The 20,958-nt window shown below is 74.4% G+C and carries 19 protein-coding genes; 6 read left to right on the top strand and 13 right to left on the bottom strand.

Annotation, left to right across the window (positions count from 1 at the left end; translation table 11 throughout):
* Positions 1 to 16 precede the first annotated feature (16 nt).
* Together OG556_RS30500 and OG556_RS30505 are read left to right on the top strand one after the other, a co-directional pair.
* Positions 17 to 220, top strand: a complete 204-nt coding sequence (locus OG556_RS30500) for an MbtH family NRPS accessory protein (protein ID WP_063350451.1) — start codon at positions 17 to 19, stop codon at positions 218 to 220.
* A 45-nt stretch (positions 221 to 265) separates the two neighbouring features.
* Entirely contained in the window at positions 266 to 778 is a 513-nt protein-coding gene (locus OG556_RS30505) for a GNAT family N-acetyltransferase (RefSeq protein ID WP_371521775.1), read from the top strand.
* A gap of 74 nt (positions 779 to 852) precedes the next feature.
* On the opposite strand, the gene OG556_RS30510 is transcribed toward OG556_RS30505, so the two are convergent.
* Positions 853 to 2,358: an FAD/NAD(P)-binding protein gene (locus tag OG556_RS30510; RefSeq protein WP_371521777.1), complete on the bottom strand. Its 1,506-nt coding sequence runs from the start codon at positions 2,356 to 2,358 to the stop codon at positions 853 to 855.
* A 361-nt stretch (positions 2,359 to 2,719) separates the two neighbouring features.
* Here OG556_RS30510 and OG556_RS30515 point away from each other — a divergent pair, with 361 nt between their 5' ends.
* Entirely contained in the window at positions 2,720 to 3,349 is a 630-nt protein-coding gene (locus tag OG556_RS30515; protein WP_371521779.1) for an SRPBCC family protein, read from the top strand.
* Positions 3,350 to 3,375: 26 nt separating this feature from the next.
* Here the strand turns inward: OG556_RS30515 and OG556_RS30520 are convergent, their stop codons facing one another.
* The 11 genes from OG556_RS30520 to OG556_RS30570 form a co-directional block, all read right to left on the bottom strand.
* A complete protein-coding gene (locus OG556_RS30520) occupies positions 3,376 to 4,959 on the bottom strand; it encodes a phytoene desaturase family protein (RefSeq protein WP_371521781.1) in 1,584 nt (527 codons plus the stop codon).
* Between the two features lie 116 nt (positions 4,960 to 5,075).
* Entirely contained in the window at positions 5,076 to 7,736 is a 2,661-nt protein-coding gene (locus OG556_RS30525) for a TIM-barrel domain-containing protein (RefSeq protein ID WP_371521783.1), read from the bottom strand.
* Between the two features lie 146 nt (positions 7,737 to 7,882).
* Positions 7,883 to 8,743, bottom strand: a complete 861-nt coding sequence (locus tag OG556_RS30530; protein ID WP_371521785.1) for a carbohydrate ABC transporter permease — start codon at positions 8,741 to 8,743, stop codon at positions 7,883 to 7,885.
* Positions 8,740 to 9,669 (bottom strand): carbohydrate ABC transporter permease, encoded by a 930-nt coding sequence (locus tag OG556_RS30535; protein ID WP_371521787.1) that lies wholly within the window; start codon positions 9,667 to 9,669, stop codon positions 8,740 to 8,742. The genes OG556_RS30530 and OG556_RS30535 overlap by 4 nt, the downstream gene beginning before the upstream one ends.
* A 43-nt stretch (positions 9,670 to 9,712) precedes the next feature.
* The gene (locus OG556_RS30540) at positions 9,713 to 10,984 is read right to left on the bottom strand and encodes an extracellular solute-binding protein (RefSeq protein ID WP_371521789.1); all 1,272 of its coding nucleotides are present in this window, start codon (positions 10,982 to 10,984) and stop codon (positions 9,713 to 9,715) included.
* A 217-nt stretch (positions 10,985 to 11,201) separates the two neighbouring features.
* Positions 11,202 to 11,960, bottom strand: a complete 759-nt coding sequence (locus OG556_RS30545; RefSeq protein WP_371521790.1) for a DeoR/GlpR family DNA-binding transcription regulator — start codon at positions 11,958 to 11,960, stop codon at positions 11,202 to 11,204.
* Between the two features lie 126 nt (positions 11,961 to 12,086).
* Entirely contained in the window at positions 12,087 to 12,974 is an 888-nt protein-coding gene (locus OG556_RS30550) for an SAM-dependent methyltransferase (protein ID WP_371521792.1), read from the bottom strand.
* 209 nt (positions 12,975 to 13,183) lie between these two features.
* The gene (locus OG556_RS30555; RefSeq protein ID WP_371521794.1) at positions 13,184 to 13,717 is read right to left on the bottom strand and encodes an EF-hand domain-containing protein; all 534 of its coding nucleotides are present in this window, start codon (positions 13,715 to 13,717) and stop codon (positions 13,184 to 13,186) included.
* 195 nt (positions 13,718 to 13,912) lie between these two features.
* Positions 13,913 to 14,671 carry an FAD:protein FMN transferase gene (locus OG556_RS30560; RefSeq protein ID WP_371522985.1) on the bottom strand — a complete coding sequence of 253 codons (759 nt, stop codon included), beginning with the start codon at positions 14,669 to 14,671 and terminating at the stop codon, positions 13,913 to 13,915.
* Between the two features lie 30 nt (positions 14,672 to 14,701).
* Positions 14,702 to 15,256, bottom strand: coding sequence for an FMN-binding protein (locus tag OG556_RS30565; protein ID WP_371521796.1), 555 nt, complete (start codon positions 15,254 to 15,256; stop codon positions 14,702 to 14,704).
* Positions 15,257 to 15,334: 78 nt separating this feature from the next.
* Positions 15,335 to 16,690: a ferric reductase-like transmembrane domain-containing protein gene (locus tag OG556_RS30570; RefSeq protein ID WP_371521798.1), complete on the bottom strand. Its 1,356-nt coding sequence runs from the start codon at positions 16,688 to 16,690 to the stop codon at positions 15,335 to 15,337.
* Positions 16,691 to 16,920: 230 nt separating this feature from the next.
* Here OG556_RS30570 and OG556_RS30575 point away from each other — a divergent pair, with 230 nt between their 5' ends.
* Positions 16,921 to 17,649 carry a response regulator transcription factor gene (locus tag OG556_RS30575; protein ID WP_371521800.1) on the top strand — a complete coding sequence of 243 codons (729 nt, stop codon included), beginning with the start codon at positions 16,921 to 16,923 and terminating at the stop codon, positions 17,647 to 17,649.
* A gap of 26 nt (positions 17,650 to 17,675) precedes the next feature.
* Entirely contained in the window at positions 17,676 to 19,148 is a 1,473-nt protein-coding gene (locus tag OG556_RS30580) for a sensor histidine kinase (RefSeq protein ID WP_371522987.1), read from the top strand.
* A gap of 6 nt (positions 19,149 to 19,154) precedes the next feature.
* On the opposite strand, the gene OG556_RS30585 is transcribed toward OG556_RS30580, so the two are convergent.
* Entirely contained in the window at positions 19,155 to 20,156 is a 1,002-nt protein-coding gene (locus OG556_RS30585) for a GlxA family transcriptional regulator (protein WP_371521802.1), read from the bottom strand.
* Between the two features lie 164 nt (positions 20,157 to 20,320).
* On the opposite strand from OG556_RS30585, the gene OG556_RS30590 reads away from it, so the two are divergent.
* The gene (locus tag OG556_RS30590; protein WP_371521804.1) at positions 20,321 to 20,911 is read left to right on the top strand and encodes an isochorismatase family protein; all 591 of its coding nucleotides are present in this window, start codon (positions 20,321 to 20,323) and stop codon (positions 20,909 to 20,911) included.
* Positions 20,912 to 20,958: the final 47 nt, after the last annotated feature.

Here is a 20,958-nt window from a genome sequence, read left to right on the forward strand (position 1 = left end):
GACGAAGGAGCACGACATGGACGAGAACACCCGCTACCAGGTGCTGCGCAACGACGAGGAGCAGTACTCCCTCTGGCCGGTCGACCTCGACGTGCCCGCCGGCTGGCAGCCCGTCGGCCAGGAGGGCACCGAGGCGGAGTGCACCGCCTACGTCGACGAGGTGTGGACCGACATGCGGCCGCGGAGCCTGCGCGAGCGCATGGAGAACGCCGGATCCTGACCGGCCGCAGCACGCCCGTCCCACGACAACCCCGAGGAGCTGACCGTGACCCCTTCGCTGCGCACCGAACACCTGGAGTTCATCCCCTACCGGGCCGAGGACGAGGACGCCTTCGTCTCCCTCCTCCGCGACGCTGAAGTGTGCAGTTGGATGGGCCAGGACCTGGTGCCCGAGCCGCAGATCCGCGCGCTGTTCCGCGCGATCCTGACCGACGTCTACCCGCAGCAGCTCTTCGACGTGTGGGGCCTGTGGCTGGACGGGAGGTACGCGGGCCACGCCGAGGTGAAGAAGACCGGGAACGTCGACGGCCACGAGCTGGTCACCGCCCTCGCCCCGGAGTTCTGGGGCCGGGGCCTGGGCACCGAGGTGGTCCGCGGCCTGGTCCGGTACGCCGCCGACGAGTTGGGGCTCAAGGAGGTCTTCGGCATGGTGGGCGCGGAGAACGCCCCGAGCCTGGCGATGTCCCGGCGGCTGGGCTTCCGGCACCTGCGCGACGTCGTCGGGGACGACGGCTCGGTGACGAAGGTGGTGGTGCTCTCGACGACCGGCCAGGCCTGACCGGGCCCGGCCGGGTAGGACCGCGGCCCGCGGCGCGTCCGGTCGCGCCGCGGGCCGCTGACGTGCGCGCCCGCTCAGCGGGCCGGTACGGCCCCGTTCGGCGCTCCCGGCCCGCTCGGCGCCGCCACCGTGCTGCGGCCCAGCAGCAGGGCGAGGTCGTCGGCCTGGCAGCGGATCTCCGGGATGGCGGTCGTCTCCAGCAGGTTGCCGCGCCGCATCGACCCCAGTGTCCACAGCGGTGCCGGAGCCCGGCCGTCGGTGGGGAGGAGCCGGCCGTCGGCGGCGGTGTCGAAGCCGCCGCCGACGGGGGCGGGGGAGCCGAGGCCGGTGGTGAGCAGGTCGGTGATCAGCGGGTCGTCGACCCGGGTGAGTTCGGCCTCGGAGCCGGTGCAGTTCAGCACCGCCCCCACCCGCAGCGTGCGGCCGTCGTCCAGCCGCACGTCGATGACCTCGCCGACCTCCCTGACCTCCCTGACTTCCCTGACCTCGCCGCCCCCGTCGGGGCCGTCCGCGGCGGTCTTGGCGTCGGCCACGGTGCCCCGGCCGATGCTGACCAGACCCGCGTCGACGGCGGTGCGCAGGGCCCCGGCGCTGACCGGCGGGATCCGGTGGCGGTGGGTCTCCCAGAGCCGGAGGTCCCGGGCCAGTAACCGGGCCTGGTCGGCGGGTGGGAGCTGCCGCCACAGGGTGCTGGTGAGGGGGCGGAGGCTGTCGACCCCGGTCCGCCAGTCGCCGTGGACGCGGCGGCAGCGGGCGATGTGGCACAGCACCGCCCGGCGCAGCGCGGGCAGCCCCGCACGGGCGTCGAGCTGCGGGGCGGCCGGGGTGGTGAGCGGGGTGGCGGCGTGCGGCCGGGGGACCAGGCCGTGCCGGGACAGGGCGTGGACGACGCGTCCGGGGCGCTGCAGGCTGAGCGCCATGTCGACCATGGTCAGGCCGGTGCCGACGAGCAGGACGTCGCGGTCCTCGGGGACGGCCGCCAGGGCGCCGGGTGCCCAGGGGTCGGCCAGGAACCGCCCGGAGTCGCGCAGCGCCGGCGGTGCCCAGGCCTGGCCGGGTGCGAAGTTGCCCAGGGCCAGCACCGCCGCGTCGACGTCCAGGGGCGGCCCGTCGCGCAGCCACAGACGCAGCGGCGGGGTGGTCGCCCGGGGCCGGTGGGTGAGGGCGACGACGCGGTCGGGCACCCGGACCAGGTCGGGGGCGCCGGGGCGGTCGGCCGCCGCCGCCAGGCTCTCGGCGAGGTAGCGGCCGAAGAGGCGCCGGGGGACGAAGTCGTGCTCGCCGCCGCGGTCGCCGAGCCAGCGCACGAAGTGGCCGGGGTCGTCCCGGTGGGCGCTCATCTGGCCGGCCCGGACGTTCAGCAGGTGGTGCGGCGCGTCGGTGCCGAACGCCAGCCCCGGGCCCGCGGGCCCGGGGTCGATGAGCCAGATCCGGTCCGGTGCGGGTCTCCCGGCGGCCGCGTGGTGGAGCAGGCGCAGCGCCGTGAGGGTGCCGGCGGCGCCAGCGCCCACCACGGCGATCTCGTGCGGGGTCCTGTTCTGGTTCACAGCGGCCGCGTCGGACACGGCGGGAGACGTCATGCGGCCAACATCGAGCCGATCGGCCGCCGCGTCCAACGACGGTTCATAGGCCCCTCGCCAAGCAGGACTTATGGCCCGGTGTCCCGGTGTCGCGCCGACCGGGGCGGGGGTGACGGTCACGTAGGGTCCCTGGCTCGACACGGTCCGTCCCATAAGGAGAGTTTGGGGGCGCGCTCCGCCGCCCGCCGCCCGGGCTTCTGGTTAGAGGGTGTCACGAAAGCTGTTGACCTCTCACGCGGATTCGCGTTATAACTTCTAACGAACACGCAAGCATCTATCGAATGCAGGGCCATCGCAGCCGCGTTCGCGGCTCGACGGGCAACGCCCGCCCACCGACTGACACCCGACCAAGGGGAACCCCATGTCCGGCACCCGCAGCACCGGCGTCCGCGCCGCCCTGTTCGCCGTTCCGCTCGTCGTCAGCCTCCTCGGCGCCGCGGCCGCGCCCGCCGGCGCCGCCACCTCGCACCCCGGCACCGCCCTGACCTGCCGCGGCCAGGGCGTCGACCCCCGGGCCCAGGTCCGCTACCGGGCCGAGACGGTGGTCCACGCGCCGCTGCACACCATCTGGAAGCTGCAGACCGACGTGGAGCGCTGGCCGTCCTGGCAGGGCCCCGTCGCGAGCGCGGAGCGCCTCGACCACGGCCGCCTGCGCCCGGGCTCGGCGTTCCGGTGGACGACCCCGCTCCCGCCCAACCCCGCGACCACCGCCACCAGCCTGGAGATCGTCTCGACCGTCCAGCAGCTCAAGCGGGAGTCCTGCCTCCGCTGGACGGGCCCCGCCGTCGCCGAAGGGCTGCACATCGACGGCGTCCACGTGTGGAACTTCACCAAGGTCAAGGGCGGCGTCCGGGTGAGCACCGAGGAGACCCACACCGGGCCCCAGGTCGACGCGGACGTCCCCACCGCGACCGCGATCCTGCGCCAGGGCCTCGACGGGTGGCTGCACGACCTGAAGACCACCGCCGAGGCCGACGCCGAACGGGACTGACCGGCGCTGACCGGGGCTGACCGGCGCTAGCCGGACAGGGATTCGAGGGCGGCCTGGGCGGCGTTGTGGCCGGGGATGCCGCTGACTCCGCCGCCGCGGACTGCGCCCGCGCCGCACAGCAGGACGTTCGGGTGGGCCGTCGCCACGCCCCAGCGGGCGGCGGGGCCGTCCACGGGCCCGGTCGCGAACGGGAAGGAGAGGTCCCGGTGGAAGATGTGGCCGCCGGGCAGACCGATCTCCCGTTCCAGGTCGGGCGGGGTCCTGGCCTCCACGCAGGGCCGGCCGGTGGCGTCGAGCGCGAGGCAGTCGGCGATCGGTTCGGCCAGCACCTCGTCCAGTTGGGCCAGGCTTGCCGCCAGGGCGCGCTCCTTGGCGGCCGGGTCGGTGAACAGTCGGGCGGGCATGTGCAGGCCGAACAGGGTCAGCGTCTGGAGGCCCTGGCGGACGGCTTCGGGGCCCAGGATGGTGGGGTCGGTGAGGGTGTGGCAGTAGATCTCCGACGGGGGCGCGGAGGGCATCCGGCCGGCCGCCGCCTCGGCGTAGGCGGTCTCCAACTGCCGGTAGCCCTCGGCGATGTGGAAGGTGCCCGCGAAGGCCTCCCGGGGGTCCGCGGCGGTGTCCCGGAGCCGCGGCAGCCGGCGCAGCACCAGGTTGACCTTCAGCTGGGCGCCCTCGGGCGCGGGCCCGGGCTCCTCGCCGAGGAGGCGGGCCAGGGTGGCGGGGGCGGCGTTGACCAGCACCCGGCGGCCGGCCGCCATGGCCTCGCCGCCTTGGTGGCGGTACGTCACCTCGGCGTCGCCGCGGCCGTCGGTGGCGATGGCGGTGACCTCGCACCCGGTGCGGATCTCCGCGCCGGCGGCCAGGGCCGCTTCGGCCAGCGCGTCCGTCACCGCGCCCATGCCGCCGACCGGCACGTCCCAGTCGCCCGTCCCGTTGCCGATCACGTGGTAGAGGAAGCAGCGGTTCTGCCGGAGCGAGGGGTCGTGGGCGTGGGTGAAGGTGCCGATCAGCGCGTCCGTCAGGACGATCCCGCGGACCAGGTCGTCGCTGAAGGCCCGTTCGATCGTCTCGCCCAGCGGCCGTTCGAACAGGGTGGTCCAGGCGGCGTCGTCGGCGATCCGCCGGCGCAGTTCGGCGCGTGCGGGCAGCGGCTCGGTGAGGGTCGGGAAGACCCGTCGGGCGACGTGCCCGGTCGTGCCGTAGAAGCGCTGCCAGGCCTCCCACTCCTGGTCGGTTCCGGTGAGCGCCCGGAACGCCTCCCTGGTCCGGCCGGGGTCGGCGGCGTCCACCAGCAGGCCGGTGGGCTTCCCGTCCCGGACGGTGGGCGTGTACGAGGCGATCCGGCGGCGCCGCAGGTCGAGCCGCAGGCCCAGCTCCTGGACGATCTTGTGCGGCAGCAGGCTGACCAGGTAGGAGTAGCGCGACAGCCGGGCGTCCACGCCCGGGAACGCCCGGGCGGAGACGGCGGCCCCGCCGACCCGGGGCAGCCGTTCGAGCAGCAGGACCCGGCGTCCGGCCCGGGCGAGGTAGGCGGCGGCCACCAGCCCGTTGTGGCCGCCGCCGACGATCACGGCGTCGTACCGGGCGGGGGTGGACGGGTTCGCGTTCACCCCCGCCACGCTACGGGACGGAACCGGGCCGGGGAATGCCCCGGACACGGCGGCCCCGGAACGCCGCAGGACCCCCTCGCAGCGGTTCGCGAGGGGGCCCTGCGGCGTCCGGCCGGTCAGCGGCCGCCGTGGATCAGTTCGACGGAGAAGCCGTGGTCGGTGGAGACGGTGGGCGTCCTGACCTGGGTGACCCCGGTCGCGGCGTCGTAGTACCAGCCCGAGGCGGCCGAGTCGAGCGCCGCCGCCGAGTCCAGCCGGGGCAGCGGTCCGCCCTGCGTGACGACCAGCCGCGGGGCGGGCTTGCCGTGCACGGTGAAGCGGTACCCCCGCTCGGCCGGCTTGCCGGTGTAACTCCCCACGCTGGCACCGACCTTGACGACGGTGACCGGCCCGTGGGCGCGGACGTCCACCCGCTGGGTGGCCGAGGCGCCGGTGGCGAAGCCGCGGGTGACGCCGTCGTCCTCGTACAGGGTGTAGGAGGAGTCGCCCTGCGGGTAGAGGTCGTAGTCGAGCCGGGTGCGGTCCCGGTTCTCCCAGGACAGCGTGCCCTCGGGCCACATCGGCACGATCGAGCCGCCCTTGACGAACAGCGGCAGGGTGTCCAGCGGCGCGGAGTACCCGTTGATCGTGGTGGGGCCCTGGTAGGTGCGCCCGGTCCAGTAGTCGGTCCAGGTGCCCTTGGGCAGGTAGATGCCGTCGCGCACCGAGGTGTCCGAGTAGACCGGCGCGACGAGGAAGTCCGGCCCGGCCAGGAACTCGTACTTGGCGTTCGGGCCGAGGGCCGCCGGGTCGTCCGGGTACTCCAGGGCGAGCGGACGCACCGCGCCGACGCCCGTCCTGGTGGCCTCCGCCGACAGCGTGTACATGTACGGCAGCAGCCGCTCCTTCAGCTGGAGGTACTTGCGGTTGATCGAGGTGTAGGGCTCGCCGTCCAGCCAGGGCTGCTGGTCGCGCTGCTCCTTGCCGGCCATGTCCCTGGCCCAGCCGTCCATGGTCATGATGGCCGGGAGGAAGGACTTCCACTGGAGGTCGCGGGTGTACATCTTCGGGTCGCGGCGGTAGATGGAGCCGACGTCGCCGGTGTTGTAGGCGATGCCGGACATGGTGGCGCCGGCGTACGTGGGGATCTGCCAGCGGATGTAGTCCCAGGACAGGCTCTGGTCGCCGCTCCACAGGACGCCGCAGCGCTGGGCGCCGGCCCAGGAGACGGGCAGCCAGACGAAGCCGCGGGCGTCGCTGCCGTCCTCGATGCCGGCCTTGGCCTGGTCGCAGGCGTTCAGCGCGAAGTCGTAGCCGTTGCCGACCCAGGCGACGTCGAGCTTGCGCACCAGGGCGCCGGCCTTGACCTCGGCGGCCTGGTCGGGCAGGCCGTTCTGGGTCCAGAGTCCGAGCTGGGCGTGGTTCTTGCGCAGGCCCTCGCCGGTCTGGGCGAGGTTCTCGTAGCCGCAGCCGTAGCCGTCGTTGACGAGCATCCAGCCGAGCGGCATCTGGTTCTGCACGTAGCCGTCGGCGACCTTGAGCGCGTCCGTGGTGTGGCGTTCGCCGCGGTTGGCGTTGTGCAGGTAGCAGTCGGAGTCGCCGGGCTCCAGGCCGTAGACGGGCGGCATGAAGGGCTTGCCGACCAGGGTGGTGTACTTGCCGATCACCGACTTGACGTCACCGGTGAAGTAGTAGGCGTCCAGGCGCCGTTCCTGCTGTCCGGTGCGCACGGGCGAGCCGAAGTCGTAGGTGCCCGGCGCGAAGGTGTTGCGGAAGACGCCGTAGCCGGCGGTGGAGATGTAGAACGGCTGCGAGTTGTTGTAGCCGCCCTCGTTCCAGTTGGTGCTGTTGGCGACGTGGACGGTCTTGTCCCGGTGGGAGAAGGAGCCGTTCTGCTCGCCGCCGCCGAAGAACTGCTCGTCGGCGCCGCGGACCAGGCTCTGCCGCAGCCCGCTGGTGGACCAGCGCAGCGGGGCGTCCTCCTGCCAGACGGCGGTGCGGTTGTCGGCCTTGTACAGGCCGAACCTCAGGGGGTGCTTGTAGACCCGCAGCACCTGGTCCTTGGAGCGGATGCCGTAGTAGTCGCCGGCGTCGAACGACGAGGTGCCGCGCTGGAGTTCGGGCTGCTTGCGGATGATCGTGCTGCCGGCCGGGTCGGTGAGCACGCCGTCCGGGGCGGCGCGCAGCCGCAACTGGTCGTCGGCGAGGAAGTCGACCTTGGCCTTGAGGGTGCCGGCGGCGATGTCGTAGCTGCCCTGGCCGCCGGAGAAGGAGGTGAGGTCTCCCGCGTCGGCGGTCTGCGGCAGGTAGGCGCGCCCGGTGAAGGAGCCGCCGTGCACGTCGTAGGGGACGACCAGGACGTGGTAGGTGCCCGAGGCCTTCGGGATGACGGTCGCCTCGGGGTTGGCGGTGCCCGCGCTCTCGGCGACCTCCTTGCCGTTGGCGTCGTAGACGTAGAGGTCGAAGTCGTCGGTGGGGTTCTGCCACTGGATCGAGAGCGGGACGCCGCCCTCGGGGTTGTCGTCCCAGTAGCCGGCGGGCGCGTCGACGGTCAGGTCGAAGCGGCCGCAGACCGTGCCGTCCGGGTCCTGGGCGGCGGACGGGCAGGAGGCGGCGCCGCCGAGGGTGCCCTTGGCGTACGTGGGGCTCTGCCAGGTGGTGCTCTGGTGGCTGCCGTCGAGGACGGCGGAGCCGGGGGCGGCGGCGCGGGCCGGCAGGGCGGGCCCGGCCACGGCGGCGATGCTGGTGAGGGCCACGGTGAGGGCGGCCCGGCGGAGGCGATGTCGTACCAAGCGCACGGTGTGTTCTCCCGTCGGATGAGCAAGAGATGTTCACTTACTGCGCGAAGCTGCTTGAACATGGGGGAATACAAGCAACATTCACAGTCATGGCCGGTCCATGTCAATGGTGGGGTCGCCGTTCCCGACGCTCCGGGCGGCGGGGGCTACTTGACCGATCCGGCGGTCAGCCCGGAGACGACGTGGCGCTCGATGACGGCGAACAGCACCACGACCGGCACGATCGCGACGACCGATCCGGCGAACAGGTAGTTCCACTCCACGGTGTAGTTGCCGATGAAGCCGTTGATGCCGACGGTCAGCGGCTGGCTCTCCGGGGCCGTCGACAGGGTCAGGCCCATCACGAACTCGTTCCAGGCGGAGATGAAGGTGAAGATCACCGCGGTGACCACGCCGGGCATGGCCAGCGGCAGCACCACCCGGCGCAGCGCCCCGAGCCGGCCGAGGCCGTCGAGCAGCGCGGCCTCCTCCAACTCGACCGGGATGGAGCCGATGTAGGCGGTGAGGATCCAGACGGCGAACGCCAGGTTGAAGGCGGCGTTGCAGAGGATCAGCGTCCAGACCGAGTTGAGCATGTCCAGCTGGTAGAACTCGCGGTAGAGGCCCACCAGCAGCGAGGTCGGCTGGAACATCTGGGTGACCAGGACGAGCAGCAGGAAGAGCTTGCGGCCCCGGTACCTGAACCGCGCGGTGCAGTACGCGGCGGGCAGCGCGACCAGCAGCGCCAGCACGGTGGAGCCGCCGGCGACCAGCAGGGTGACCTTGAGGTTGGCGCCGAGCGTCGACTCGCGCCAGACGTCGACGAAGTTGGACCAGGCGGGGTGGCGCGGCAGGTAGCCCGCGTCGCGCAGCTCGTCGGCGGGGCGCAGCGCGGTGACGGCCATCTCCAGGTACGGCAGCAGGAAGACCGCCGCCAGCAGCCAGGCGGCCGCCGCCATGACCAGGGTGCGCGGCCGGATCCGGCGCGCGGGTGGGCGCGGCCGACGTGTGGGCGGAGAGACCGTCACCGTTCCTCCCCGTTCCAGCGGCCGACCTTGAGGAAGACCAGCACCATGAGCACCACCAGGGCGAAGTTGACCACCGACATGGCCGCGGACTCGCCGATGTCGGTGTTCTTCAGCTGGTACATGAACACCGTGCTGGTGGCCGTGGCGCTGCCCGGGCCGCCCTGGGTCATGCCCCAGATGACGGGGAAGGAGTTGAAGACGTTGATCAGGTTGATCACGAGGCCGACCAGGAAGGCCGGGCGCAGCAGCGGCAGGGTGATCCTCCGGTAGGCCTGCCACGGGGAGGCGCCGTCCACCCGGGCCGCCTCGTACAGCTCGCCGGGGACGGTCTGCAGGCCGGCGAGCAGGGTGTAGGTGGTGAACGGCAGCGAGACGAAGACGGCGACGAGGACCATCCAGGGCCAGGCGGTCGCCGGGTCGCCGAGCCAGTCCCGGGGGCCGTCGACCAGGCCGAGGTCGGTCAGCGCGGTGTTGAGCACGCCGGCCGTCCGGTCGAGCATCCACCGGAAGCCGATGGCGGTCATCAGGACGGACGCCGCCCAGGGGGCGATCAGCGCCCAGCGGGCGAACCTGCGCCCGGGGAAGCGCTGGTTGAACAGCTGGGCCAGGCCGAGCGAGAGCGCCATCGTCAGGCCGACGACGGCCACCGTCCAGACCACCGTCGAGAGCAGCACCCGGCCGAGGTCGGCCTCGCCGAAGAGCTTGCGGTACTTGTCCAGCCCGGCGGAGCCGCGGACGAATCCGCTGGTGCTGATGCGCAGGAACGAGGTGCGGACCATCTCGTAGACGGGCCACAGGACGACGGCCAGGATCAGCAGGACGGCCGGGGCGATCCACGGCAGCGGTCCGAGCCGGCCGGGGCCGGAGCCCGTCCGGGCGGGCCGGCCGGGCCCGGAGGCCTGGGGGGTGGGGGAGTCGAGGGACACGGCGGTGCCTTTCGGACGGGGCGCGGGCCAGGGCGGGCGTGCCCTACTTGTTCGCGACGGCGTCCCGGGCCTTCTTCTGCAGGTCGCCGAGCACCTTGGCCGGGTCGCCGGCGACGGCGGTGCCGATGCTCTTCTTGAGCTCGGCCGAGACCGCGTCCCAGGTGGTGTTGCCGAGCGGGTAGAAGGCGGCGTTCGGCAGGAGGGCGAAGAACGGTTCGAGGTCCTTGTGCTTGCCGCTGGCGGTCATCTCGCGCAGGGTGCCCTGGGTGACCGGCATCAGGTTGTAGGTCTCGTCGAAGGCGAGCGTGTTGTCCTTGGAGTACGCGAAGTCGAGGAACTTCCTGATCTGGTCGCGGTGGCCGTTCTTCTTGAAGGCCATCGTCCAGTCCGCGACGCCGAGGGTGGAGGCGAGCGGGCCGGTCCTGCCGGGGATGGGCGCGACGCCGTAGTCGACCTTGCCGTCCTTGGCCATCTGGATCAGCGAGGGGTGGCCGTCGGCCATGGCGGCCTTGCCCGCGGCGAAGTCGGCGAAGGCGGTCTTGCGGTCGGTGGTGGCCGGGTTGGCGTAGGTCAGGCCGGGGTCGACGAGGTTGGCCTTGAGCCAGCGGAAGGTGTCGACGTTGGCCTGGCTGTCGATGGTGTAGGTGCCGTCCTTGGCGGTGGGGCCGCCGCCGTTGCCGAGCTCCCAGATCATGCTCTCGCCCTGGGCCTCCTCCGGGCCGAGCGGCAGCGCGTACGGGGTGATCCCGGGCGCCTTGGCCTTGATCAGTTCGGCGTCCTTGCGCACCTCGTCCCAGGTGGCGGGCGGCTGGGTGATGCCGGCCTGCTGGAAGACGGCCTTGTTGTAGAAGAGGGCGCGGGCGGAGGAGACGAACGGGATGCCGTACTGCACGCCGTCGACCCGGCCGGCCTCGGCGAAGCTCGGGATCAGGTCGGCCCGGGTGTCGGCGGACAGGACGTCCTCGGCCTTGTAGAGGAGGTCGTCGGCGACCTTGTCGGCGTAGCCCCCGGTCTGCAGGACGTCGGGGACGTTGCCGCTCTGGATCATCGTCTTGACCTGCTTGTCGATGTCGTTCCAGTTCATCACCTGGACGTCGACCTTGATGCCGGGGTTGGCCGCGGTGAACGCGGTGGCGACGCCGTTCCAGTAGGCCTTGGAGCTGTTGGACTCCTTCTCGCCGTAGTCGGCGGCGACGAGTTTGAGCGTCACGGCGCCGTTCGGGGAGGACCCGCCGCCACTGCTGCCGCCGCACGCCGTGAGGGCGAGCGCGCCGACGGCACAGACCGCCCAGAGGGCACGTACACGTGTGTTCACCGCAGTTACCGCCTTCGTACGCCGCTTGATCCTAGTTGCTTGAAGAGCGCTGGTTCTGAGCAGATTCGAAAGAGCGTGGCGTCGGGCAGTATTCACGAGGCGGACCGGCGGGGTCGAGGTGTCGCCCGGATGTCGTTATCGGACCGTTGCATGACAACTGACGGTGCGACAGGGTGCCCGGCCGGTTCTCCCCGGCCGGGCACCCCGTGTGAACAGGTCAGACGCGCGCGACCCGGACCCCGCAGGCGGCGATCGCCTTCTCCTGGGCCGCGGTGGCCTCGTCGTCGGTGACGAGGTCGTGCACCTCGGCGAGCGGGCAGATCTTGGCGAAGGTCACCCGGCCGATCTTGGTGCTGTCCGCCAGGACCACTGACCGCGCGCTGGCGTGCAGGAACGCCCGGTCGGTCTGGGCCTCCATCTCGTCGTGCGTCGTGCAGCCGTCCTGCGCCGTCAGGCCGTCCACCCCGATGAACGCGACGTCCAGGTGGTACTGGGCGAGCATCCGGTCGGCGGCCGGCCCCACCAGCTCGTAACTCGTGGTCCGGGCCAGGCCGCCGACCACCACCAGGCGGACCTCCGGCCGGACGATGAGGTCCGCCGCGATGTTGACCGCGTTGGTCACGATGGTGATCCCGCCGCGCTCGGCCAGCACCCGGGCCAGCTCGCTCGTCGTGGTGCCGCCCGTCAGGCCCACCACGGCGCCGTCCGGCACCAGCCGGTCGGCCGCCAGCGCGATCCGCCGCTTCTCCGCCTGCCGCGTCCCGTGCTTGTGGCGCAGCGGCAGTTCGAGGTTGACGGCGCCGGTGACGGCCCCGCCACGGGTGCGGTGCAGCAGGCCCTGGTCGTGCAGTTCCTGGAGGTCCCGGCGGACGGTGGCCGGTGACACCTGGAGGAGGCCGGCCAGCTCGTGCACATCGGCGCTGCCCGCCTCGGTGATGTGGGTGAGGATCCGGGCGGTACGGTCGGCTTTGAGCATGGCCGAAGTCTAGGGCGTGTCCGTTGGATCACGCCGGGCCCGTGCGGCGGCGGCCTGTGCGCAGAACCGAACACCGGGCGGGCCGGGGCCGGGCGGGGCGGCCCGGGGTGGTTCGGTGCGGGGGCGTCACCGGGTGGCGAAGACCCAGCGGTTGGCGGCGAAGGCGTCGTGGGGTTCGGGCCGGGGGCCGCGGCCGTAGTGGCGGGTGAAGTCGAACGGGGTGTGGACGGTGGTGGACCAGCCGCGCGCGGTGAGATCGGCGGTGGTGTCGGGGCGGGGCCCGGCGTCGAGCAGGGCGAGCAGGTCGACGCCGAGCCGCTCGCGGGCGGTCGTGTAGACGGGGTTGTCGCGGACCGCCGCGGACTCCGGTCCGAGCTTGGCCTCGTACGCCAAGGTGCTTCCCGCGGCGCCGAGTCGGTCGACGGCGGCCGCGAGCCGCTGTTCGGCGGCGGCGGGCAGGTAGGGCAGCAGGCCCTCGGCGAGCCAGGCGGTCGGCTCGGCGGGCTGGAAGCCGGCCGCGGTGAGGGCGTCGGCCCAGTCGCCGCGCAGGTCGGCGGCCACCGGTACGCGGCGCGCCGCCGGCCGGGCGTCGACCCGGTCGAGGACGCGCTGCTTGAACGCGAGGACCTCGGGCCGGTCGACCTCGAAGACGGTGAGGTCGGCGGGCCAGTCGAGCCGGAAGGCCCGGGTGTCCAGGCCGGCTCCGAGCAGGACCACTTGGCGGACGCCCAGGTGGGCGGACCACAGCAGCTGGTCGTCCAACGCCCTCGTCCGCAGGGCGAGGTAGCGGCCGAGCCGCCCCCAGAGCGGATCGGCCTCGCCGTCCGGGACGTCCCGGGGGTGGACCGGCCAGTGCGCGGAGGACCTCGCGGCGCGCACGAAGTGCTCGGCGTGGGCGTCCCGGGTGAGGGCGTCGGGGCGGTGGGTCTCGATCGCGCGGGCGGCGGCGACCATCAGGGCGGTCGGTCCGACGCCCTCGTCGACGCCGGCACGGGGGCGGGCGGCGGTGGCCATGGTCCCTCCTGGTGTTCGGACTTGGGGAAGCCGCGGCCAGGTCCTGTCCGGCCGGATCGGCCGGACAGGACCTGGCCGGCGGACCGGTCGTGGGTGGTGGCGCGGGCGGCCGTGGGCCCGGTGCGTGGAGCGCGCGACGGCGCCGCCGGGCGGGTGCGGGGCGGCGCCGCCGTCGCTCAGCCGATCCGGGCGGGCGCGCCCCGGGGAGATCAGGCGGCCGGTCGGCCCACCAGCAGGTCGCCGGGGATGCCGGCCTTGTCCGGGGCGTAGTAGTCGCGGATCCCGGCGGCCCAGACGGCCACCGTGATGCGGTCCTCGGGGGTGGGGCCGAAGGCGTCGAAGAGGGCGTGGATGTTGGCGTGCTCGAAGCCGATCGCGGTCATCAGCGCCACGAACAGCGGGCGCTCGATCAGGCCGTCGCCGTCCGGGTCGCCGAGCGCGGCCAGGGCGTCGGCGAACTCGCCGGCGGTGGGGCCGAAGCGCTCGGGCGAGAGGACGAAGCCGCCGAACTCCTCGCGGCTGATCACGCCGTCGCCGTCGGTGTCCAACTCGCTGACCAGGGCGGTCCAGTAGCGCCGGAAGGCGGCGCGGATCGCGGCCTTCGCGGCGTCGTCCGAATCGGCGGCGGCCGCGACCACGCGGGCCGTCATCAGGTTGAAGTCGTCGACCTCGACGACGCCGTTGCGGTTGGCGTCGAACAGGGAGAAGACGAGGTCGATCCGCCGGGTGGCCTCGGTGGGCATGTGTCGCTACCTCTTTCCGTGGGTTCACGCGTGTCCGCGGGGCCACGCGTTCCGGTGGGACCGGATGGTGTGCGTCCGATCGGTCTCCCCACTATCGGCCACCCGGGTCGGGGCGGATGAGTCATGATCGATTTCTTCACCTGATGGAGTGAACTATCAGCGTTCGAAAGCCAGTTGGCGCGCAAACGGCCCTGCTCAGGCTGCCGGTGCGGCCGGCCGCCAGTCGGCGGGGCCGGCGGGCGGGAGGTGCCGGGGCAGGCCGGGCGTCCAGCGCTTGGTCCCGTCGGGCAGGACGGCGAGGGCCTCGACGCCGGGCTGCCGGGTGGCCCAGGCGAGCGCGCGGTCGGGGCCCATCGCGAAGGCGGCGGTGGCCCAGGCGTCGGTGCGGGCGATCCCGGTGCCGGGGGCGCCGACCAGGGTCAGCGAGGCGAGGCCGAGCGCCGGCCGGCCGGTGTGCGGATCGAGGATGTGCGCGCCGCGCTCGGCGGTGCCGGAGGTGGCCACCGCGAGGCCGTCGCCGCCCAGGACGGCGGCCAGCGCGCCCGGCCGCAGCGGGTGGGCGACCCCGATCCGCCACGGCCCGCCGGCGGTCTGCACGTCCCCGCCGCCGCTGACGCAGTACTGCCGGGCCCCGGCGGCGCGCAGCAGCCCGGCCGCCTCCTCGACCGCCCACCCCTTGACCCAGCCGCTCGGGTCGAGCCGGCCGCCGGGCCGCTCGGTGAAGAAGCCGTCGGTCTGCGCGGCGACCTCGCGGCAGCTGGCCAGGACGGCGCGGACCTGCGGATCGCAGTCGGCGAGGGCGAGTTCGCCCCGGTCGAGGCGGCTGATGTCGCTGTCCGGCCGGTAGGGCGAGAACACCGCGTCGATCCGGTGCAGCCGGTCGGCGATCCGGCGGAGCAAGGCGGGCGTGCCCGGGCCGGGATCGCGGACGGCGATCGAGAAGACGGTGCCCATGACGGGTTCGGCGTGGCGGAGCACCGCGCCTCACCGCCCGGCGCGGTCGAGCGCGCTCTGCAGGGAGCGGACGTAGCCGTCGCTGGTGAAGGTCGCGCCGCTGACCACGTCGATCCCGGCGCTCTGCGCGGCGATCGCCTCCTGGTTGAGCAGGGGCAGCGCGGAACTGTTGATCTCGCGGTCCCGGCGGTCCTCGGTGGGGTACTTGACGACGTCGACGGCGGTGATCCGGCTGCCGGCGAGGGTGACCTCGACCTGGACGGGGCCGTAACGGGTGTTCACGGCGTCGCCGGTGACCTTCCGGGTGCCGCCGCTGCCGCCGCTGCCGCTGTTGCCGCCGGTGCCACCGGTGGCCGGTGCGGTGGGGGCGCCCGACGGCCCGGCGGTGGCGTCGGAGGCCCCGGCGGCGGTCCCGGACGAACCGGCGCCGGACGAGCCTGCGGTGCCGGACGAACCGGTGCCGGACGAGCCCGTGCCGCCGGAGCTGATCACCGGCGCGGGCCCGGCGGCCCCGTGCGGTTTGAGGGAGAGCAGCAGGACGACTCCGGCCGCGGTGGCGGCACCGGTGACGACGGCTCGGCGCATGGGCGGGGCTCCTCGGGGTGTGGCGGAGGTGGCGTGGTGGGACGGGCTCAGCAGGTCCGGCGGGCTCGGCGAGCGGGCTCAGAAGTCGAAGGACTCCCGGTGGATGCGCCCCGCCCGCACCCCGGCGGCCCGCAGCGAACGGACGGCCTCCTCGGCCAGCGCGTCCGGCCCGCACAGGTAGACCTCGTGCTCGGCGAGGTCGGGGACGAGCCGGGCGAGCGCGCGGCCGAGGTCGCCGATCCGCGCCCGCGGGCCGACCAGTTCGTGCACCGCGGCGCCCCGCCGCCGGGCCACCTCCGCCAGCTCGGCCCGGAACAGCACGTCCTCCGGGCACCCGGCCCGCTGGACCAGGGTCAGCTCGCCCGGCAGCGTCTCGAACAGCGCCCGCAGCGGGGTGATCCCCACCCCCGCCCCGAGCAGCAGCACCCGGCGCCGCCGTTGCAGCCGCCCGGTGAACGCCCCGTACGGGCCCTCGGCGCGCACCGGGGTGCCCGGGCGCAGCGTGGCCACCGCGGCGCTGTGGCCGCCGAGGTCCTTGACGGTGAAGCGCAGGAAGTCCGGGCGCGGCGGCGCCGACAGCGAGTACGGGTTGGCGGCCCACCGCAGGCCGGGCGCCTGGAACTGGAGGCGGAAGAACTGGCCCGGCTCGGCCCGGAGTTCGTCCAGCCGCCGCCCGGTCAGGAACAGCGACACCACGCCCGGCCCCTCCCGGCGGACCTCCGCCACCCGCAGCCGGTGCCGGCGGTCGAGCAGCCAGGGCCGGGCCAGCCGGTACCAGCCCAGCAGGGCGGCGGTGCCGAGGTAGAGCGCGTACCAGGCGGCGCGGGCCGGGCCGTCGCCGAGGTCGGCGCCGGTGGCCAGCTGGTGGCCGAAGGCGAGCGCCACCGCGAGGTAGGTGGCCAGGTGCAGGTAGTACCAGGCCTCGTACGGGAGGCGGCGCCGGGCGGCCCGGGCGGAGACGGCGCCGGTGCCCAGCATCAGCAGGGTGCCCAGCGCGGCCTTGAGCATCTCGGGGTAGTGGAGGACGATCTCCACGCCCTCGCCGAACAGGCCGCGCCCGTCCGTCAGCGCGTACCCCCAGACGACCGTCAGCACGTGCACCGTCACCACGGCGACCAGCCAGCGCCCGCCGAACGCGTGCCAGCGGGCCAGCCGGTCGGCGCCGACCCCGCGCTCCACCGGCGGCAGCCTGGCCATCAGCAGGAGGAGCACCGGCGCCGCGTACCCGGCGAGCAGGCCGGTGATCCGGCCCGCCCCGGTCAGCCAGCCGGCCGCGCCGGCGACCGCCGGGGTGTCGGACCACCACAGCGCGAGGACGCCGAGCGCCCCGGCGGCGATCAGGCCCAGCACCGCGTCCGGCCGGGCGGCGGCCGGGCGGCGCGGGGCCGCCCGGCGGGTGCGGGCGGCGGGTCTCGGCGGGGCGGCGGTGGCCATCGGGGATCCTCCTTCGGGCCCGGCGGGCGAGCACCGCCGGGGCGCACCACGATCGCACCGCAACCTCTGAGCCGGCTCTGAACCGGGGCCGTCGCCCCCGTCGCCCCCGGCGGTGTCGCCGCAGGTCAGGGCGGGTGGAGCGGGTTTCCCGGGTGGCTGCCGGTCTCAGGGCTTTCTCATCGCGGTGGGCCAGGATGACGGCGGCCGACCGCCTGCACCCAGGGAGCACCATGGACGACACCGCCGAGCGGGGCGCCGACCGGCAGGACTGGCGGGTCCTGGTCGTCGACGACGAACCGGACCTGGTGGAGGTGGTGTGCGGCGCGGTCCGCTACGAGGGCTGGCAGGCCCGGGGCGAGACCACCGGACTGGCCGCGGTCCGGGCGGCGGCGCACTGGCGCCCGGACGCCGTGGTGCTCGACATGATGCTCCCCGACCTCGACGGCATGGAGGTGCTGCGCCGCATCCACGCCGAGCGGCCCGAGGTGCGGGTGCTCTTCCTCACCGCCCGGGACGCCGTCGAGGACCGGATCGCGGGCATCGCGGCGGGCGGCGACGACTACGTGACCAAGCCGTTCAGCCTGGCCGAGGTGGTGGTCCGGCTGCGCGGGCTGCTGCGCCGCGCCGCCCCGCCGGGGGCCGCGGGCCAACCGCCCGCGCACGCCCTGGTGCTCGGCGACCTCGTCCTCGACGAGCGGGCCCGCGAGGTCACCCACGCCGGCGAGGTGGTCGACCTCAGCCCGACCGAGTACGCGCTGCTCGCCCACCTGATGCACCACCCGCGGCAGGTGCTCAGCAAGGCGCAGATCCTGGACGCCGTCTGGTCGTACGACTTCGGCGGGCAGGCGCACGTCGTCGAGCTGTACATCAGCTATCTGCGCAAGAAGCTGGACGCGGGCCGGACGCCGATGATCCACACGGTGCGCGGCGCCGGCTACCTGATCAAGGCGGCCCCGTGACCGGCGGGCCCACGACGGGCGGCCCCGTGACGGGCGCCGCCAGGGCGCGCCGCCGGGCCGCCCGGCTGGTGCCGCGGACGCTGCGGGCCCGGCTGATCGCCGGCCTGCTGGTGCTGCTGGTGGTGACCTGCGCCGCGGTCGGCCTCGCCACCACGGCGGCGCTGCGCCACTTCCTGGTGGACCGCCTGGACCAGCAGCTCGCCGACGCCGGCGGGCGCTACGCCGCCAGCCTGGAGCACGCCGGCCAGGGCGGCGGCACCGACACCCGGGCGCAGACCCCCGGCACCCTGGGCGCCCGGCTGCTGGACGGCCGGGTCACCGCGGCGGGCGTGGTCGACGGCGACGCCGACGACGCCAACGGCCCCAGCGCCGACGACCGGCTGGTGTTCTCGCCGGCCGAGCAGCGGGCCCTGGCCGCCCTGCCGGTCGGCGGGCCGGCCCGTACCGTCGACCTGGGCCGCGCGCAGGGCCACTACCGGGTGCGCGCGGTGGCCGGCCGGGACGGCGACGTGCTGGTCAGCGGACTGCCGCTGCGCCCGGCCGAGGACACCGTGGACCGGCTGGCGACCCTGGAGCTGACCGTCTTCGCGATCGCCGTCGCCGGGGCGGGGGCGGCCGGGGCGGTCTGGGTCGGCTGGTCGCTGCGCCCGCTGCGGCGGGTGGTGGGCACGGCCGAGCGGGTCGCCGCGCTGCCGCTCGCCAGCGGCGCCGTCACGCTGGCCGAACGCGTCCCGGACGACGATCCGCGGACGGAGGTCGGCCGGGTCGGCGCGGCGCTCAACCGGATGCTCGGGCACGTGGGCGACGCGCTGGCCCGCCGGCACGCGGTGGAGGAGCGGCTGCGGGCGTTCGCGGCCGACGCCAGCCACGAGCTGCGCACCCCCGTGGCGGCGGTCCGCGGCCACGCCGAACTCGCGCTGCGCCACCCGGGCGCGGTGCCCGGGCCGGTCCGGCACTCGCTGGAGCGGATCGACGCCGAAGCGGTGCGGATGGGCGCGATCGTCGAGGACCTGCTGCTGCTCGCCCGGTTGGACGCCGGCCGGCCGCTGGCCGACGCCGAGGTCGACCTGACCCGGATCGCGCTGAACGCGGTGGCCGACGCCCGGGCGGCCGGGCCCGGGCACCGCTGGCGTCTGGCGCTGCCCGAGGAGCCGGTGCTGGTGCGCGGGGACGCGGACCGGCTGAGCCAGGTGGTGGTCAACCTGCTGGCGAACGCCCGGACCCACACCCCGCCCGGCACCGAGGTCGAGCTGCGCCTGGAGCCGGCCGGGGCGGAGGTGCGGCTGGCCGTCGCCGACGACGGCCCGGGGATCGCGCCGGAGCTGGCCGGCCGGATGTTCGAGCGGTTCGTCCGGGGCGACCGCGCCCGCTCGCGCTCGACCGGGTCGACGGGGCTCGGCCTGTCGATCGTGCGGGCGGTGGTCGGGGCGCACGGCGGCACGGTGGACGCGGCGAGCCGGCCGGGGCGCACCGTGTTCACGGTCCGGCTGCCGCTCTGACCCGGCTCACTGGGGCGGGGGAGCGGTGGTGCGGAAGCGCTGGCGGTACTCGGTCGGGGTGGTGTCGAGCCGGCGGCGGAAGGCCCGGACCAGGGTGTCGGTGGTGCCGAACCCGCAGTCGGCGGCGACGCGGTCGAGCGTGGCATCGGTGGATTCGAGCTGGTGGCGGGCGAGTTCGACCCGGGCCGACTCGATGTAGGCGCTGGGAGTGGTGCCCAGTTCGGTCTTGAAGATCCGGGTCAACTGCCGTTCGCTGACGTGGGCGTGGGCGGCGAGATCGGGGACGGTGAGCCGGCCGGTGAGGTTGCGCAGGACGTGGTGGCGCAGCTCCTCGACCCGCCGGGTGGTGGAGACGGGTTCCAGCGGGACGCTGAACTGGCTCTGGCCGCTGGGGCGTTTGAGGTACATCACGAGCTGGCGGGCGACCCTCAGCGCGAGCTCCTCGCCGAAGTCCTCGGCGACCAGGGCGAGGGAGAGGTCGAGGCAGGCGCTGATGCCCGCGCCGGTCCAGACGTCGCCCTCGCGGATGAAGATCGGGTCGGCGTCCACCTCGATCTCCGGGTACTCGGCGGCCAGTTGCGCGGCAGTCGACCAGTGGGTGGTGGCGCGCTTGCCGTCGAGGAGCCCGGCGGCGGCGAGCAGGTGCGCGCCGACGCAGACCGAGGCGATGCGGCGCGAGCGCCCGGCGAGGGCGCGCACCCGGTCGACCACGGCCGGGTCGGTGCGCGGGTGGACCCGGCGCGGGCCGTCCACCTCGACGGCGCCGGGCACCAGCAGGGTGTCGATGGCGCTCGCGGCGGCCTCGTCGAAGGTGAGGTCGGGCAGGATCCGCACGCCGGCGGCGGTGGTGACCGGGTCCGTGGTCTCGGCGGCGAGGACGACGCGGTAGCCGGTCGCGTCGCCGGTCTCCCGCCGGACGAGGGAGAACACCTCGGGCGGTCCGGTGACGTCGAGCAGGTCGACGCCCTCGAACAGGACGATGACGATCAGTCGTTGTACGGCGCCCACGGCCCCACCTTGCTCTCTCGATGCTCTCTCGATGTCGGAATCTGCAGGTTAGACGGCATTGCCGACATCCGGTGGCCGGCCGTAGCGTTCCGGAGGCGGGCCGCCGCGGCCGTCGCAGCCGCCGCCCGCCGTTACCCGTGTACCGAACCGAAGGTGGTCCCCCCATGCCCACGACGACCCTGCGCGCCCTGAACGGCCTCGACGAGACGCCCGCCACGCTCGCCGCGTCCACGCTGATCCTGATCGACTACCAGAACACCTACGTGCGCGGCGTGATGGAGCTGGAGGGCTGGCGGGAGGCGCTGGACGCGGCCGCGGCCCTGCTCGCCCGGGCGCGCGCGGCGGGCGCCACGGTCATCCACGTGATCAACGACGGCGGCGCGGGCACCCCGTACGACGTCCGCGCCGAGATCGGGCAGATCCACCCCGCCGTGGCGCCGGCCGAGGGCGAGGCCGTGGTCGTCAAGCAGGCCCCGGACGCCTTCGTCGGCACCGGCCTGGGCGCCCTGCTCGACGAGGCCGGCCACCAGGACGTCGTGGTCGCGGGCTTCATGACCCACATGTGCGTGGCCTTCACCACCGCGGGCGCCTTCCTGCGCGGCAACCGGCCGACCGTCGTCGCCGACGCCTGCGCGACCCGCCCGCTCGCCTCGGCGGGTACCCGGGTGAGCGCCGACCAGCTGCACCGCAGCGCCCTGGCGACGATCGGCGACCTGTACGGCGTGGTCGTGGAGTCCCAGGCCGCGCTGGGCTGAACCGTTCCCGTCGGGGCCCGGCCCGCCGGCCGGGCCCCGACAGCGGC

Source organism: Kitasatospora sp. NBC_01300 (assembly GCF_041435235.1).
GTDB lineage: Bacteria > Actinomycetota > Actinomycetes > Streptomycetales > Streptomycetaceae > Kitasatospora.

What these genes read in the sequence shown, in the direction of transcription:
- OG556_RS30500 (WP_063350451.1), top strand. Translation starts at nt 17, where the DNA reads ATGGACGAGAACACCCGCTACCAGGTGCTGCGCAACGACGAGGAGCAG.
- OG556_RS30510 (WP_371521777.1), bottom strand. Translation starts at nt 2,358, where the DNA reads ATGACGTCTCCCGCCGTGTCCGACGCGGCCGCTGTGAACCAGAACAGG.
- OG556_RS30515 (WP_371521779.1), top strand. Translation starts at nt 2,720, where the DNA reads ATGTCCGGCACCCGCAGCACCGGCGTCCGCGCCGCCCTGTTCGCCGTT.
- OG556_RS30545 (WP_371521790.1), bottom strand. Translation starts at nt 11,960, where the DNA reads ATGCTCAAAGCCGACCGTACCGCCCGGATCCTCACCCACATCACCGAG.
- OG556_RS30550 (WP_371521792.1), bottom strand. Translation starts at nt 12,974, where the DNA reads ATGGCCACCGCCGCCCGCCCCCGTGCCGGCGTCGACGAGGGCGTCGGA.
- OG556_RS30555 (WP_371521794.1), bottom strand. Translation starts at nt 13,717, where the DNA reads ATGCCCACCGAGGCCACCCGGCGGATCGACCTCGTCTTCTCCCTGTTC.
- OG556_RS30560 (WP_371522985.1), bottom strand. Translation starts at nt 14,671, where the DNA reads ATGGGCACCGTCTTCTCGATCGCCGTCCGCGATCCCGGCCCGGGCACG.
- OG556_RS30565 (WP_371521796.1), bottom strand. Translation starts at nt 15,256, where the DNA reads ATGCGCCGAGCCGTCGTCACCGGTGCCGCCACCGCGGCCGGAGTCGTC.
- OG556_RS30570 (WP_371521798.1), bottom strand. Translation starts at nt 16,690, where the DNA reads ATGGCCACCGCCGCCCCGCCGAGACCCGCCGCCCGCACCCGCCGGGCG.
- OG556_RS30575 (WP_371521800.1), top strand. Translation starts at nt 16,921, where the DNA reads ATGGACGACACCGCCGAGCGGGGCGCCGACCGGCAGGACTGGCGGGTC.
- OG556_RS30590 (WP_371521804.1), top strand. Translation starts at nt 20,321, where the DNA reads ATGCCCACGACGACCCTGCGCGCCCTGAACGGCCTCGACGAGACGCCC.